Origin of the sequence: Bacteroides sp. AM16-24 (assembly GCF_003471885.1) — a bacterium.
GTDB lineage: Bacteria > Bacteroidota > Bacteroidia > Bacteroidales > Bacteroidaceae > Bacteroides.
In genome coordinates this window covers 345577-360759 of sequence record NZ_QRKI01000001.1, presented here as the reverse complement: position 1 = coordinate 360759, position 15183 = coordinate 345577, and the positions used below count along the sequence as shown (strand labels likewise).

Genomic DNA, 15183 nt, shown 5'->3' with positions numbered 1-15183 from the left:
ACTTTTATAATGAGAAATTAATACCAAAAGTAAACGTACGCGGTGCCGGAGATAAGGATTCCGGATCCCAATAATTCCATCCTGTTATCAATAAAGGATTAGAAACGTTTATATAAACACGAGCATTAGAGACGCTCCATTTAGAAGATATCTTATTAGGTATTCTATAAGCTAACGAAACTTCTTGCAAACGTACATACGAACGGTTTTTATAAACATTGAATGACGGAGATTTTGTATTCGAACCTAAGCGTGCAAATTCATTGGTAGGATTCTCCGGAGTCCAATAATCATATTTATAAGCATTTACGCGGTCATAATAATAATCTGTTGGATGAGAATAATGACTATTAGAAGACTTATGTCCAAGATCTGAGCGAATAAAGAATGAAAAGTCCACGCATTTAAAGAACTCCATCGTATTACCAATACCGAATGAAAAACGAGGACGCTTATATCCTTGAAATACTTTATCATCTTCCGGAAGATATTCTCCGTCATTATTTACATCCCATATTTTAAAATCACCCGGCTCTTTACCATACTTGGCAGCATCTTCACGTTCATTCTCTTGCCATACTCCCAAAATTTTATAATCATAAATTTCATCTAAAGCATGTCCAATATACCATCCATTCTGAATATCATCATCTTCTCTCTGTCCTATTACATTTCCATCTTTATCCAGCACATCTACCATTTCACCATACAGATGGGCAATTTCATTCCGGTTAAGAGAAGCAATGAAAGAAGAAGACCATCTGAAATTCTTATGATCGATATTAACTGAATTTAAGGACAGTTCAAAACCCTTATTACGAACTTCTCCCAAATTAGTTGTTACTCCGGAAAAACCAATAATATCCGGCAAAGAGCGGGTTAACAGCAAATCTTTTGTAGACATATAATAAGCCTCCACTGTTCCATTCAAACGATTACCCAGAATTGCAAAGTCAAAGCCTATATTATATGCTTCAGTCTTCTCCCATTTCAGGTTTTCATTGGGAAGACGAGTGGCATAAATCCCAATAACTGTACTTCCGTTATGCAGATATTTCTCCGAATCCAAATTTGCCAAAGCAGCATAACGTCCGATACTCCGGTTTCCATTGATACCCCAAGATAAACGAAGTTTCAAATTATCAATCCACGAAATCGCTTTCATGAAGTTTTCCTCATTCATTCTCCAACCAAATGCAAATGCAGGAAAATTAGCATATGGATTATTAGAACCAAAAGCCGAATAACCATCACGTCGGAAAGAAGCAGTAAACAAATAGCGATCCATTAAATTATAGTTCAGTCTTGCCATCATAGCATTTCCCGTATCCACTGTATCATCACTCCCTACAACCGGATTCGTACCATTTGCAACAGCATGCCAGCCCAGCACCTCAGAAGGAGTAAGATTGGAATTTTCTGCTTTATCAGACCAAGTTTCATTTTTTTCAAGATTAAACAATAGAGTCAAATCAAGCTTATGAATTTTATTGAATGTATGGTTCCACCTCAAAATATTGTCAAGCATCCAGGAATGTGCGCTATTATTACGCCGTACGGCATGCCCCTTATACTTTTCACCAGCCATACTGGTAGATGGATCAAAATAATGATTCTTTTGCCAATTGTTATAGTCCGAATAGCTCATTTCATAAACAAATCCCCATGGCAATGTAATCTTTGCATTCAATGTAGCATTGAATGTCTGAGTCACATTGAAACGATCACGCTGTTCATAATTAGCGAAAGGATTCGTACTCATGTTATCGTCATTAGGATAGAACTTCAAAGAACCATTCTCTTCATATTTGCTGCCCCAAGGACTAGCTTGAATAGCTTCTTCCCAATCAACTTCATCTACACTTTCATTACGAGTGGCATAATGTGCTTGCAAGCCGACCTGAAGCCAATCTGTAACATTTACTTTCAAATTTAAACGCGAACGGATAGTCTTATATTGGTCTCCTACTACAATACCTTGATTATTAATGCTTCCTAATGACCAATAGTAAGAAACTCTGTCATTCTTTCCAGAAATACTTACATTGTAATCCTGACGCAAAGCGTTTTGAAAAGAAGCATCATACCAATCCGTCTCTCTACCTGCCAGATAATTATCTATTTCTGTAGTAGAAAAGGCCAAACGATTCAACCAAATCTCTGCCAGATTTGAATCTGCCGAAGCCCCTGTATACGATAACCAGGTATTCAGATCAATTCCTTGCGGCAAATTGTCCGGATTGTGGAAGTATCCCAAAGGACGAGATGGATTGCTCCGGATTTTTTCATCCCTTCTCATAACCATATATTCCTGCCCATTAAAAGGACGCTGATTACGAGTCAAATTCTGCATGCCTATCTTCATATCAAAATTGATGACCGGCTTTCCTTCATTACCTTGTTTTGTTGATATGACGACCACCCCCGAAGCCGCACGTGATCCGTAAACAGCTGCAGAACTACCATCTTTCAAAATATCAATCGTTTCAATATCACTGGGATTGATATCCACCAAATCGCCATTAAAGATAACTCCGTCCAATACAATCAGAGGAGAATTACTGGCATTAATGGATTTCTCACCACGAATCAGCATAGAACCACCCCCTTTGGCAGAAGTTCCGAACCCTGCAGAAAATCCTGCCACCGTACCACGCAGCATTTCAGCTACACTAGTTACCGACTGCGTCGTATTTTCTGTAGAGATACGGGTTATTGCTCCAGTGAGATCTTTTTTTCTCATCGTTCCATAACCAACAACAACAACCTCTTCCAATTGAGCGACATCTTCTTCCAGTTCCACGTTAATCACATTCTTTCCATTAACCGTAACCTCTTTAGACTGATAACCAATAAATGAAAAAACGAGAGTCTCTTTGGAATTTTCCAATGTTAACCGATAATTACCATCAATATCAGTGATAGTACCAGTTATTTTCCCTTTCACTTGCACAGTTGCTCCTATGACGCTTTCGCCACTGGACGTTACTTTTCCGGTAACTACAAAACCTTGTGCATAGACACCTGTTGACCAGCTGATTAAGCTAAAAAACAGGCACAATTTCATAAATATTTTATGTTTCTCATGCATAGTTATTAATATTTAAATGGTTAATACTAAAACTCTGTGGTTATTTTATACTGTATCACATTCTTGTCAGATTCAAAATATGCAATATCCGCATATCCATTTCTATAGGGAATTCGTTTTCGCTTCCTCTGTATAGTAGCATTTGGAGGTGATATGGCCTGAAAGCAAATTTGACCATCACGAGACTGCAATATCACTTTCCCATCTTGAAAATCAATTTTAGTTTCTTCCATACCATCATCTATTAACATGGGGTAACATGCCCGCACCTTTTTCACATTCCCCTTCAGAATATCACGCACAGTAATTCCGGTATGATCAATATAAACACGTTGCGAAATCTAAGTAACTCCATCAAATCTACCAGTATAAACGACTTCAAATGCAACTCCGTCTACAGATTGTCTAACATTCCTCACATCTATTTCAGGAAGCTTACTGCCTTTGTATGCAGAAAAGTAAGATGTATCCGGAAATAATATGTTAGTATATTCCGCTAAGCGATATACTCCACCCGCAGCATCATGCCATTCAGGTCCAACTGCATACAATTCTCCACCTAAATCCTGCTTCTTCTTGTTATCCCATTTATGGGGAATTCCATCCGAAGGACCTAACTGTGGATTTGAATTCTTCAGATGTATCCTGATGAGTCCTGTTGCATTATAACGAGGATCTCCACTGAGCTCATACTCAACATAGTTTCCACCAGAATTAGCAAAAACCTTATGGAACACGTCTTTCATAACCAAAACATATCCACCGATATCAGACGGAGACGGAGATTCTTTAATAGAATTATCAGCATATAAATAGGCAACGCACATTAGCCAGCATGCCAACAGATTATACTGTGATTGCGCTGAATAACTTTCATATCCATGCATCACTTCGATAGGAAAACGGTTTTTCACAATAAATCCACTTCCATCTTCTCTTATCCATCTTCCGATGCTCCTAAGTGCTAAATGCGCAGCTCGTTTAAAGGCGCCTGCTTCCTGCTTTTTTCCTAAAGCTGCATATTGTGAAGCGTAAATCTCATAAGTCACAGCTGCCGCTGCTTCATTCCAGATATGTTGAGCACTTCTACCGCCTGTCGGCACCTCTCCATAAGGCGATTGCATGAAAAGAGAAGTCCATGCTCCCAAACATAATTTGCGGGAATAAAAATCAAAAAATGTTCCGTTATATCCTTCCGCCAAAATAGAAGCCATAAACTGCCTCGTAAACTCATCATACACCATTGGCGGATTAGTCTTATTATCTATATACAAGCCAAACTCAGACATATATTGCTGCTGGTGTTCCAGATGAATATGAAAGAAATCTTTGTGATCGTTAATCCCTTTTTTTAACCGTAAATATTCACCGGCTAAAGCTACAACATTGTGATTATAACAGATTTTCTTACGCTTCAAGTTATCCCGATATAGCACATACGGATCAATTTCAGCCATTTTTTCGTGCCAGACAATCATTTGTGCTTCAGAAACCAATCCTTTATAAAGATCCATCGCCAGCATAATAGGCTGAATAAAGAATTCACCATGGTGATGGGCACACCTGTTCTCATGCATCTCACTCACTGAACAATCCAAAGCCTTTATTCCACTCTTTACCAAAGCATCATCTTTCAAGTATCCCGTTTGAGCCAGTAAACCTATAGACAGAGCATAGCAAGGAGTCGAGTATTGCCATTCGATTTTATAGACCGGATCAATAATTGCTCCCGTCACTTTATCCTGACAAGACGCAAATGCACGAACCTGACATTCTATCAATCTCAAATATTCATTATTATCTAATCCTGATGATTGAAAATCAACTACTCGCTTCTGGTTCTTCAAAAAAGTTTCTACCAACTGCCCTAATTGAGGATTATCTTCCCGAATATTTTGTTCAGCCAATAATATATTATTTATATCTCTTAATGAACCAGCATCCACCTTCGACACGAATATCAAAAGACATAAACTGACCCAAATGACTTTATGTACAAGCTCCGTTTTCATGGTTTTATAGCTTTATCGAGTTTCACATCTGGATTTCCACACCATATCTTCTTTCCAGTCCATTCGGCATACGAAGTATTCCAAAATTCATCAATAGTAGAAAGCCCCAATGCCGCAAAAGCTGCTGTACACAGATAGAGACTTCCCGTAGATATATATCTTTCAGCTATTTGTGGTTGATGACCTGCAAATCCTAATGTCAGCCATCCATCTGCATCAAAATTCCCTTTAACCGACATGTGTTTCTTTATAACAGCTGTCAGAGCACATCTAACCTGTGCCTTTGTAACCGATACCGGCAACAAATCTTTCAATGCAGCTTGGGATAGTACATGAAACGTCCCGAACCTATAAGCTATTGACCGGCCTATCACCGGATAAGCTCCATCCGGAGAAATCATTCTTTCTTGTTGTTCTGCATATCTGGAAAAGCGCTTTTTCTCCAACTGATAAAATTCATCTTCACCTTTTGCATACTTTTGCATTACTTCCAGCACATCCAATAACATAGGATGGATCACATAGCTATTATAATAATCCATATGTAAATCTACCCCATCTCCATACCATCCATCACCTTTATACCAGTCCTTGAAACGCATAATGGCATAGTTAACAGGTTCCATATTACATTCTCCTGTCAATTCCAGTAAAGTAGCTTCTACCATGGCTGAAAATAATAACCAATTGCTCTCTATCGGTTTTATCTTACGTATCTGCTGCAATGCATTCAATACATTCTGTCGAGTCTTGTCCGAAAGATTCCCCCAAATTTGTTTAGGAGCACGTAATATCCCCTGACAGAAGAAAGCAGCGTCCACCAACGGTTGTCGTGTCACCACAAAATTTAAATAATCAGGAGACTCGGGATTGAAACCATTATCTATGGAGAGAAGCATCAGACGTATATATTTACTTCTCAATCTTCCCTCTTCTGTTTCATCAGGGCCAAGTTCCAGCCAGGGAGCCATACCAACTAACAAACGTCCCAAAGCTTCTAAATGAGTAGTACGCGTATTGGGAGGATTCAATGCACCGGATATAGTTTCTACCGGCATATTCTTCTTCAGTTCCCCCTTACTCATATTTTCTAATACCGGGTCCGCTATTTTTGTCAATACAGTAATCCAATAAGTACGATCCTCCAAACCTGATGGATTTTGTGAATAACCACATAAACTTATTAATAAGAACAATGTACAGGTAAAAATATTCTTTTTCATGATTCTATAGTATATTGATTATGGTTTCATAAATTTATCAATGGGAAATTCTTCCCCGGAAAAGGCTTTAATGCTGGTCCACGGGGAAAGAGGAGCTGTCCAGAAAACATCATCTGCCGGTAAACCTAAAGGTAGGAAACCTAAAGAACAGAGATAGACACAAGGAGTTGATAAATAAGAATCCCCTAATTCCGGCTGTTCACCACACACTCCAATCGTTAACCAACCATTTTTATCAAAGGTACCCGGCTGTTCAAATAAACGCTTCAGCATAGCAGTCATTGCCCCCCGTACTTGACCTGCTTTTAAACTTGATGGAAGTTGATGGAATAATGCACTGGCTCCCAAAACTTGAAAAGCTGCCGAACGATAACTTACTGAACGTCCCAATACCGGATAACTTCCATCCGGTGCAATCATGCGTTCCTGAATTTCCGCATATCTGACGAAACGTTTCCACTCTTTGTCTAAAAGTATCTGATAAGATGAATCATATTTCACTACAACCTTTAAAACCTGTAACAACATAGGATGAATGACATAACTATTGTAATAATCCAAATGAAAATTCTCCCCATCTCCATAAACTCCGTCTCCTTTATACCATTGTTCATGTGATGAAATAGCCTTCTCTATTACTTCAAAATTCCATTCATTACCGAAACTTTTCAACCCACATTCCACCATCGCAGAAAACAATAGCCAATTATTATTTCCCGGCTTCATTGTACGTGTCGATTTCCATTGTTCTATTAAACGTTGTTGAGTCTTATCATCAAGATTTCCCCATAACTGAGTGGGTGCCTGTAACAATCCTTGTATCAAAAAGGCACTATTCACCAAGATCTGCCGTGTGGCTGTACTATTAAAATAATCATCAGCATGAGGATCTACAGAATTCTTCAACCCCTTACAGACCATTTTAATATATTTATCACGCAACTTTCCTTCTGCAGTTTTATCTGGCCCCAATTCTAACCATGGTGCTATTCCTGCTATTGTTCGTCCCACCGACTCCATATGTGTAACAAACTCCCTGCTACTAGCTTTCGCAGATGAAGAACGTCCAACTGGAATATTCTTTCTTAACTGGTCCTTACTCAAATTACTCAAAACCGGATCTGCTATCTTTAATAGCGTATGTACCCAATATTCTCTATCACTCTGGGAAGCATTTTGCCCTTGTACAGCAGAAATTGCCATAACAGAAAAGAAAAAAGCCGATACTAATTTAATCAGTTGATGTGTCATAGCTTTATTTTTAGATTATAACTTGTGGTTGCAAAACTATGGAAAAAAACAGATTTCAAATAAGACAGAAATTCTAATATATATTCATTTCATCCACAAAATCCCTCTTCCACTAAAAAGGACAATATTGCTATTATTTGAACGATTGTATTATCGAATCTAAAAGCTAAGCATTATTTTTGTACCACAATCAGTAATAAAAATACTATGAGAAACGTCATACTGTTAACATTTTACATACTAATAGGAAATATATTCAGTACATCTCTTTATGCAGATAACAGCATAAAATTACATGCATCGCACATATCCATTAATAAAGGAATGCATCAGTCGACAATTCATGCCATGTATCAGGATGAGTTCGGAATGATATGGTTTGGTACCAAAAGAGGATTAGTAAGATATGATGGAACTCAAATGAAATTCATACAAAAACTTTATAATGACATTCCCGATGCAGAAGAGTTGGTACGTTCCATTACGGGGGATCAAAATGGCAATATTTATATAGAGACACGTTCAGGCATTATAGAGTATAACATAAAACAAGATCATTTCCGTAAAATAACCCCTTATTCACAATGCATGTACTATTCGGACTCTTGCTTATGGATAGGGTATAAAAATACAATCTACCAATGGAAGAACAATATATTAAAACTACATTTACAGTTACCAAAGGAATCTTGCATTATAGATTGCATCACTGAAACATCCAAAGGAAATCTGTACATAGGCACCAGAGACGACGGTATATTCCTTATCAGAAGGAATAAAGACACAAAACAGATGTTAGCGAATATCAACCAGATACGCCAATTATACATTGATTCAGAACAAAAGATATGGGTCGCTACCCGAAGGAACGGATTATTCCTCATAGATAGTGATGAAAATATCAAAAATTATAATTATTCAGAAAACAGCAATAATTGCATATCAAGTGACATTGTACGATCTATATGCGAAGACAATGCAGGTAACTTATGGATTGCCACTTTCAATGGATTAAATAAATATGATAAAAAAGAAAGAAAGTTCCTCCAATATGAGTTTATTAACGAAAATGCCTATACCCTAAATGATGCATCTATCTATTGCTTAATGAAAGATCAACAAGGAACTATTTGGAGCGGTTCGTTTTATGGTGAAATAAATTGCTTTCACCCGGAGCACAGTACATTCTCCTATCATTTTGTCACTAAAGATATAATGCCATCCTCCCCATCTAAACATGCAATCTTCGGAAAAACAGTAGAAGATAATGAAGGGAATTTATGGATGGCAACAGAACGAGACGGATTATATTTTTTCAATACACACACCAAAGCTTTGAAAAAGCTACCATTCACAGACAACGTGCAAACCTTATATCTGGATAAACCCAAAAACATCCTATGGATCGGAACATTACTTGGCGGACTAAAAAAATATGATCTGCAAACTCAATCCACTCAGGTATTTCTCAGAAACGTATTACACAACAATAGCATCAGAGAAATTATCCCTTATAATGATTCCCTAATCATAGCTACGCATAACGGCATCAGTATATTTGATACTCATACAAATAAAAGTACCATCCTCTCTTCAGAACAGATAGATTTACAGAGAATGTCTGTGACAACCATCCTATTAGACTCCCAAAAACAACTATGGATTGCTGTTCAGAATCAATTACTTTGCTACAACCTGCTCAATAAATCATGGCAGCATATTTGTATTCGCAAATCGGAGAACTGTATAGTCAACAAGATTATTGAGAATCGGAATGGGGATATCTTAATAGGAACCTCCAGACATGGAATATTCCGGAAAAGAAAAGGAGAAGCAGAATTAGAACCCTTTGCCACAGATGCCATCTTAATGAAAGACATTATAGATATGTGTGAAGATAAGTATGGTGGTATTCTTATTGTTACCAATGAAGGACTCATTTATATAAATAATGAAGAAGAAATTACTAATATTGATAAAAACCGATTCTTATCTACTTTCCAGGTAAATAGCAACTGCTTATTTCTGGACCGAAACAATAATGTCTATTTAGGAGGAATCAATATGTTCTGTTCATTCCCTTTAAAGCAAATTTTCAACAAACCAGAGCATTATCAAGTAGGTATATCTGAATTCTCCGTCAATGATACTCCCTTGGAGGTAGACTCAAGCGGAAAAACACTTAAGCAATCCATTCTTTACACTAACAGGATTGAATTGCCTTATGATCAGCATGCCATAGGAATCAGAGCATATACCAATAACTATGCCGCCTCTTTTACCTGTGGCATTAAATATAAACTGGAACCTTTTGACAAAGAATGGAAACGCACCAATAGTTTAAATGAAATAAACTATACCAATTTATCACCAGATAAATACATCTTATATATTCAAGGAGATGTAGCCTTGGCCAATGGAGAATTTCCGGAGCGCAAACTCGATATCATAATAAATCCTCCTTTTTATCAAACCCCTCTAGCCTATATATTATATGTTCTATTAACTATTCTATTACTATACGAAGCATACCAAGTAATCATCTTACGTTCATCTCTAAAAATAGAAAAGGAACAGAAGCGAAATATGGAGCAACTCAATCAAAGCAAACTACGTTTCTTCACTAACATATCTCATGAATTCAAAACACCTTTAACACTTATATCCAATCAAGTCGAACTATTATTACAGAGTAAAAATATACCTCCAAAGCTAAATACTAAATTACTGAATATTTGGAGAAACATCACCAGATTAAATCAACTCATCATAGAACTGATGGAATTCAGAAAACAAGAACAGGGTTTCACTCCTTTAAAGGTAAACTATTATAATTTAATAGACATAGTGAATAATGTGGTAGACTCTTTCAAAGAGTATGCACAAACAAGAAAAATAAACCTAACTTTACTTGCCGGACAAGATGATATTTCTTTCTATTTTGATAAGCAGTTAATTGAAAAAGCACTATTTAATTTGTTATCCAATGCTTTCAAATTTACTCCAGAAAATGGCAATATCTTCGTACGATTAAAATATGAAAGCATGAAAGTTTCATTGGAAATCTCAGATACAGGTGTAGGCATTAATGCCAAAGAGCTAGAAAATATATTCATCCGGTTTTACCAAACAGATAATACTTGTTTCACTAATAATATCGGAACTGGAATCGGCTTGGCTTACACAAAAAATATAGTAGAGGCCCATAAAGGAGTAATCACAGTTAAAAGTATTAAAGGAAAAGGTAGTTGTTTCACTATACAACTGCCTACTGATATCCAATATCCTCCCAGCAATATTCAGGAAAATTTGCCTATCATAGAAGATTACAAGCTTAATGTAGCTGGTTTCATCTCCACAGATACACAGGAAGGAGGAGCAACAGAAGAAAGAAAGGAAAATAGTGAAAAGCATTATAAGCTATTAATTATAGAAGATAACCAGGAACTCAGGCAACTACTCACAGAAGTCTTTTCTGACCTCTACAATGTCGAAATAGCAGAAAATGGTAAAAAAGGATATGAAAAAGCTCTCTCTGTTATACCCGACATCATTATCAGTGATGTTGTTATGCCGGAGATGTCCGGAACAGAGTTATGTCAGAAATTAAAAAACAATATAAAGACCTCTCACATTCCCATCATTTTATTAACATCACAAACAGCTTCTGAATACATTATTGAAGGTCTGAAAATTGGAGCAGACGACTATATATGCAAACCTTTCAGCATTAAACAATTGATTGTCAGATGTAATAACTTAATCAATCTACGCAGAACATTACAACAAAAATATGCTAAAGAAAGCAATTCCAGCAGTGAATTAATTGCCACATCTACATTAGATCAAGTTTTATTAGATAAATCTATCGAGCTAATTGAAAATAACCTAGAAAATCCTGTATTCAGTGTTGATTTCCTGGCACAAGAACTTTGTATAGGACGTACCAAATACTTCACGAAAATAAAAGCAATAACAGGTATGACACCTAACGAATTTATTATAAACATTAAACTTAAATTAGCTTACCGAAGAATTGAACAACAACCGGATATCTCTATTACAGAACTCGCCATGCAATTGGGATTCAGTTCTACCAGCTATTTCATAAAACGATTTAAAGAATTTTCCGGAATGACACCTAATCAGTATAAACAAAAGATAAATGAGAATGGCACATCATAGCAAATTATCCTTCCTCCACCTGCATCGCCACAATCTCCTGCAAAACGCTAACAGCCGTTTCTACATTCTTCACATCTTTTACCAACATACTACGACGGGTATTCTGCTCACGCAGATCGCAACGGCGGGTATATTTCATCATATAAGCAATGACTTTACCGAACGCCTGGCTCTGATAATACGGGCTATCCGGATTAGAAACAAAGAACAATGACATACGTCCTCCCTTGAGAAAAACTTTCTCTGCACCAAGACGTGCAGCAAGGCGGCGTAAAGGTACAATCCGTAGTAGTTCTTCCGTTTCTGACGGGATAGGACCAAACCGGTCTATAAGACGAGTACGGAAGTCCTCCACATCTTTATCCAACGTCAAACTATCTAATTCGCGGTAAAGCAACATACGCTCACTACTACCCGTAACATAAGTGGCAGGAAGCAACAATTCCAAATCACTCTCTACCTGACATTCATCTACAAATTGCTCTCCACTGATGACGCCCCCCTCTGCTTTCAGTTCTTCGGCATAAAGATCTGCAAATTCATCCGTCTTCAGTTCATGTACAGCTTCTGATAGTATCTTCTGATAGGTTTCATAACCCAGATCGGCAATAAAGCCACTCTGTTCCGCACCAAGCATATTGCCTGCACCACGAATATCGAGATCCTGCATGGCTATATGAATTCCACTACCCAGGTCACTGAAATTCTCAATAGCTTGCAGACGACGCCTTGCTTCAGGAGTCAGGGAAGAAAGCGGAGGAGCCAACAAATAGCAGAATGCTTTCTTATTGCTTCGTCCTACACGACCACGCATCTGATGCAAGTCGCTCAGTCCGAAATTCTGTGCCTGATTGATGATAATGGTATTGGCATTCGGAATATCAATGCCGCTCTCTATAATTGTAGTGGCTATCAGCACATCATAATCATAATTGACAAAGCCGAAAATAATCTTTTCCAATTCGGTCGGCTCCATTTGTCCATGCCCGATGGCTATACGGCAATCCGGAATATGCCGTTCAATCATCGCTTTTAATTCAGGCAAATTAGAAATGCGGTTATTTACAAGAAATACCTGTCCGTTCCGGCTCATCTCAAAGTTGATAGCATCCACTATAACTTCCTCATTAAAGGTATGCACCTCAGTCTGAATAGGATAACGGTTTGGAGGAGGCGTTTGAATAACGCTCAGGTCACGTGCCCCCATTAATGAGAACTGCAATGTACGCGGAATAGGCGTGGCCGTCATGGTCAAGGTGTCTACATTGACCTTCAACTGGCGCAACTTCTCCTTAACGGATACACCGAACTTCTGTTCTTCATCAATAATCAGCAACCCCAAGTCCTTGAATTGTATGTCCTTACCCAAAATCCGATGTGTACCGATAAGTATATTCACATCACCTGCCGCCAGTCCTTTTACGACCGCTTTTGCCTGAGCTGCCGTACGGGCACGACTCAGGTACTCCACCCTACAAGGCAAATCTTTCAAACGCTCTTTAAACGTCTGGAAATGTTGGTAAGCCAACACGGTGGTAGGTACCAGAACCGCTACCTGTTTATTGTCCGCCACAGCTTTAAAAGCAGCACGAACTGCCACTTCTGTTTTACCAAACCCCACGTCTCCACAAACCAGACGATCCATAGGACGGTTACTTTCCATATCCGCTTTTACATCCGCCGTTGCTTTACTTTGGTCTGGTGTATCTTCGTAAATAAAAGATGCTTCCAGTTCCCGTTGCAAGAAACTATCCACACTGAACTGAAAACCTTTTTCCTCACGACGCTGAGAATACAATTTTATGAGGTCACGGGCAATATCCTTAATTTTGGTCTTAGTACGCTCTTTAAGTTTCTCCCAAGCTCCCGTACCCAATTTATTCAAACGGGGAGCCTCACCATCTTTTCCTTTATACTTTGAAACTTTATGTAATGAATGGATAGAAACAAAAACTACATCTTCATTCTGATAAACCAGTTTCATCACTTCCTGCGTTGTATCACCGTTAGGAATACGCACCAATCCGGAAAAGCGTCCCACACCATGATCGGTATGTACCACATAATCTCCCGGTGTAAACTGATTCAACTCTTTCAGACTCAGAGCGACCTTGCCACTACGTGCTTTATCACTTTTGAGATTATATTTATGAAAACGGTCGAATAACTGATGATCCGTAAAAATGCAAAGCCGCAAGGCATTATCGGCAAAACCTTCATGCAACGTGCGCTCTACAGCTGTAAAAGCAATCTCTTCTCCCCTGTCTTCAAAAATGGCACGAATACGGTCAGTCTGCTTCATACTATCACTACAGATGTAAAGCGTATACCCTTTCTCCATATACTCTTTGAAGCTTTCGGCCACCATATCAAAGTTTTTATGGAATATAGGTTGAGCAGACGTATCGAATGTCACTGTAGCATCCGGTGTCCCGGTTGGTTTGTTACCGAACTCCATACGGCAAAAGTCCAACGCACGAAGCGTAAACTCACTTCCATCAATCAGCTTTCCATCCAAAGTAATACAACCACTTTCTTCCGCTTCGCGGGCAGCAATCGCTTGTGGGGTAAGTGTTTCATCGTGTACAGTCTGAATACGTTCACGCAGCCAAAGCAGATCACGCATTGCCAATACAGTATTCGCCGACAGAAAATCCAGGAAGGAAACCATACCGCTTGCATCCCCCTGTTCCAAACTACGGCTCAAATCCGGCACGATAACAATACTGTCTTTCCTTTCTTTAGAAAGTTGCGTTTCTACTTCAAACGTACGAATACTTTCTACTTCATCACCAAAAAAGTCTATACGATATGGAAATTCGGAAGAGAAAGAAAATACATCAATGATACTACCACGTACAGCATACTGCCCCGGTTCATAGACATAGTCCACATACTCAAAACCATAGCTACGCAAGACTTCCGTAATAAAATTCGTATCCACATTTTCCCCTGTATGCAATTTCAGAGTTTTATCTCCCAGTTCCTTCCGGGAAACCACCTTTTCTGCCAAAGCATCGGGATAAGTCACAACACAAAGTCCTTCCTCTCCTTTTTGTAAGCGGCTCAACACTTCTGTACGCAGAATTTCATTGGCCGCATCTTTCTGCCCGTATTTTATTGCCCTACGAAACGAAGAAGGAAAGAACAAAACTTTCTCAGTTCCCAGTATTTGTGTTAAATCATGGTAAAAATATCCTGCCTCTTCCAGATCGCCCAGAATAAAAACAAAAGGAAACTCTCCACGTTGCACCAGCACGGATGAAAACAATGAAGCGGCAGAGGCACACAGCCCCCCGCAAAAAAGGGTGCGGACAGACGGATCCTTCAGCAGGCCACTTATAGCTTCCACATTGGAGTGAGTGGCATATCGTTGTTGTAGCTCGGTAATTGTCATCATAACGGGCGCGAAATTACTAAA

The 15183-nt window shown here is 38.5% G+C and carries 6 protein-coding genes; 1 reads left to right on the top strand and 5 read right to left on the bottom strand.

The features are described 5' to 3' along the window. Positions 1 to 4: 4 nt before the first annotated feature. The 4 genes from DW182_RS01395 to DW182_RS01380 all read right to left on the bottom strand — a co-directional run bounded on the left by DW182_RS01395 (position 5) and on the right by DW182_RS01380 (position 7529). Positions 5 to 3067: a TonB-dependent receptor gene (locus tag DW182_RS01395; RefSeq protein WP_227073235.1), complete on the bottom strand. Its 3063-nt coding sequence runs from the start codon at positions 3065 to 3067 to the stop codon at positions 5 to 7. 365 nt (positions 3068 to 3432) lie between these two features. Then, entirely contained in the window at positions 3433 to 5103 is a 1671-nt protein-coding gene (locus DW182_RS01390) for a hypothetical protein (RefSeq protein WP_233564053.1), read from the bottom strand. Continuing rightward, positions 5100 to 6326: a DUF2264 domain-containing protein gene (locus DW182_RS01385; protein ID WP_007663971.1), complete on the bottom strand. Its 1227-nt coding sequence runs from the start codon at positions 6324 to 6326 to the stop codon at positions 5100 to 5102. The genes DW182_RS01390 and DW182_RS01385 overlap by 4 nt, the downstream gene beginning before the upstream one ends. An 18-nt stretch (positions 6327 to 6344) precedes the next feature. Continuing rightward, positions 6345 to 7529 carry a DUF2264 domain-containing protein gene (locus tag DW182_RS01380; protein ID WP_052302196.1) on the bottom strand — a complete coding sequence of 395 codons (1185 nt, stop codon included), beginning with the start codon at positions 7527 to 7529 and terminating at the stop codon, positions 6345 to 6347. Between the two features lie 255 nt (positions 7530 to 7784). Between DW182_RS01380 and DW182_RS01375 the strand changes: the two genes are divergently transcribed. After that, positions 7785 to 11762, top strand: coding sequence for a two-component regulator propeller domain-containing protein (locus DW182_RS01375; RefSeq protein ID WP_118294396.1), 3978 nt, complete (start codon positions 7785 to 7787; stop codon positions 11760 to 11762). Positions 11763 to 11766: 4 nt separating this feature from the next. Here the strand turns inward: DW182_RS01375 and mfd are convergent, their stop codons facing one another. Beyond that, complete coding sequence (gene mfd / locus DW182_RS01370) at positions 11767 to 15159, bottom strand: transcription-repair coupling factor (protein ID WP_044155253.1); 3393 nt, start codon at positions 15157 to 15159, stop codon at positions 11767 to 11769. Positions 15160 to 15183 lie beyond the last annotated feature (24 nt).

Bases quoted from the DNA above. Each gene is read 5' to 3' on its own strand.
- DW182_RS01390 (WP_233564053.1), bottom strand. From the start codon at position 5,103: ATGAAAACGGAGCTTGTACATAAAGTCATTTGGGTCAGTTTATGTCTT.
- DW182_RS01375 (WP_118294396.1), top strand. From the start codon at position 7,785: ATGAGAAACGTCATACTGTTAACATTTTACATACTAATAGGAAATATA.
- DW182_RS01395 (WP_227073235.1), bottom strand. From the start codon at position 3,067: ATGAAATTGTGCCTGTTTTTTAGCTTAATCAGCTGGTCAACAGGTGTC.
- mfd (WP_044155253.1), bottom strand. From the start codon at position 15,159: ATGACAATTACCGAGCTACAACAACGATATGCCACTCACTCCAATGTG.
- DW182_RS01380 (WP_052302196.1), bottom strand. From the start codon at position 7,529: ATGGCAATTTCTGCTGTACAAGGGCAAAATGCTTCCCAGAGTGATAGA.
- DW182_RS01385 (WP_007663971.1), bottom strand. From the start codon at position 6,326: ATGAAAAAGAATATTTTTACCTGTACATTGTTCTTATTAATAAGTTTA.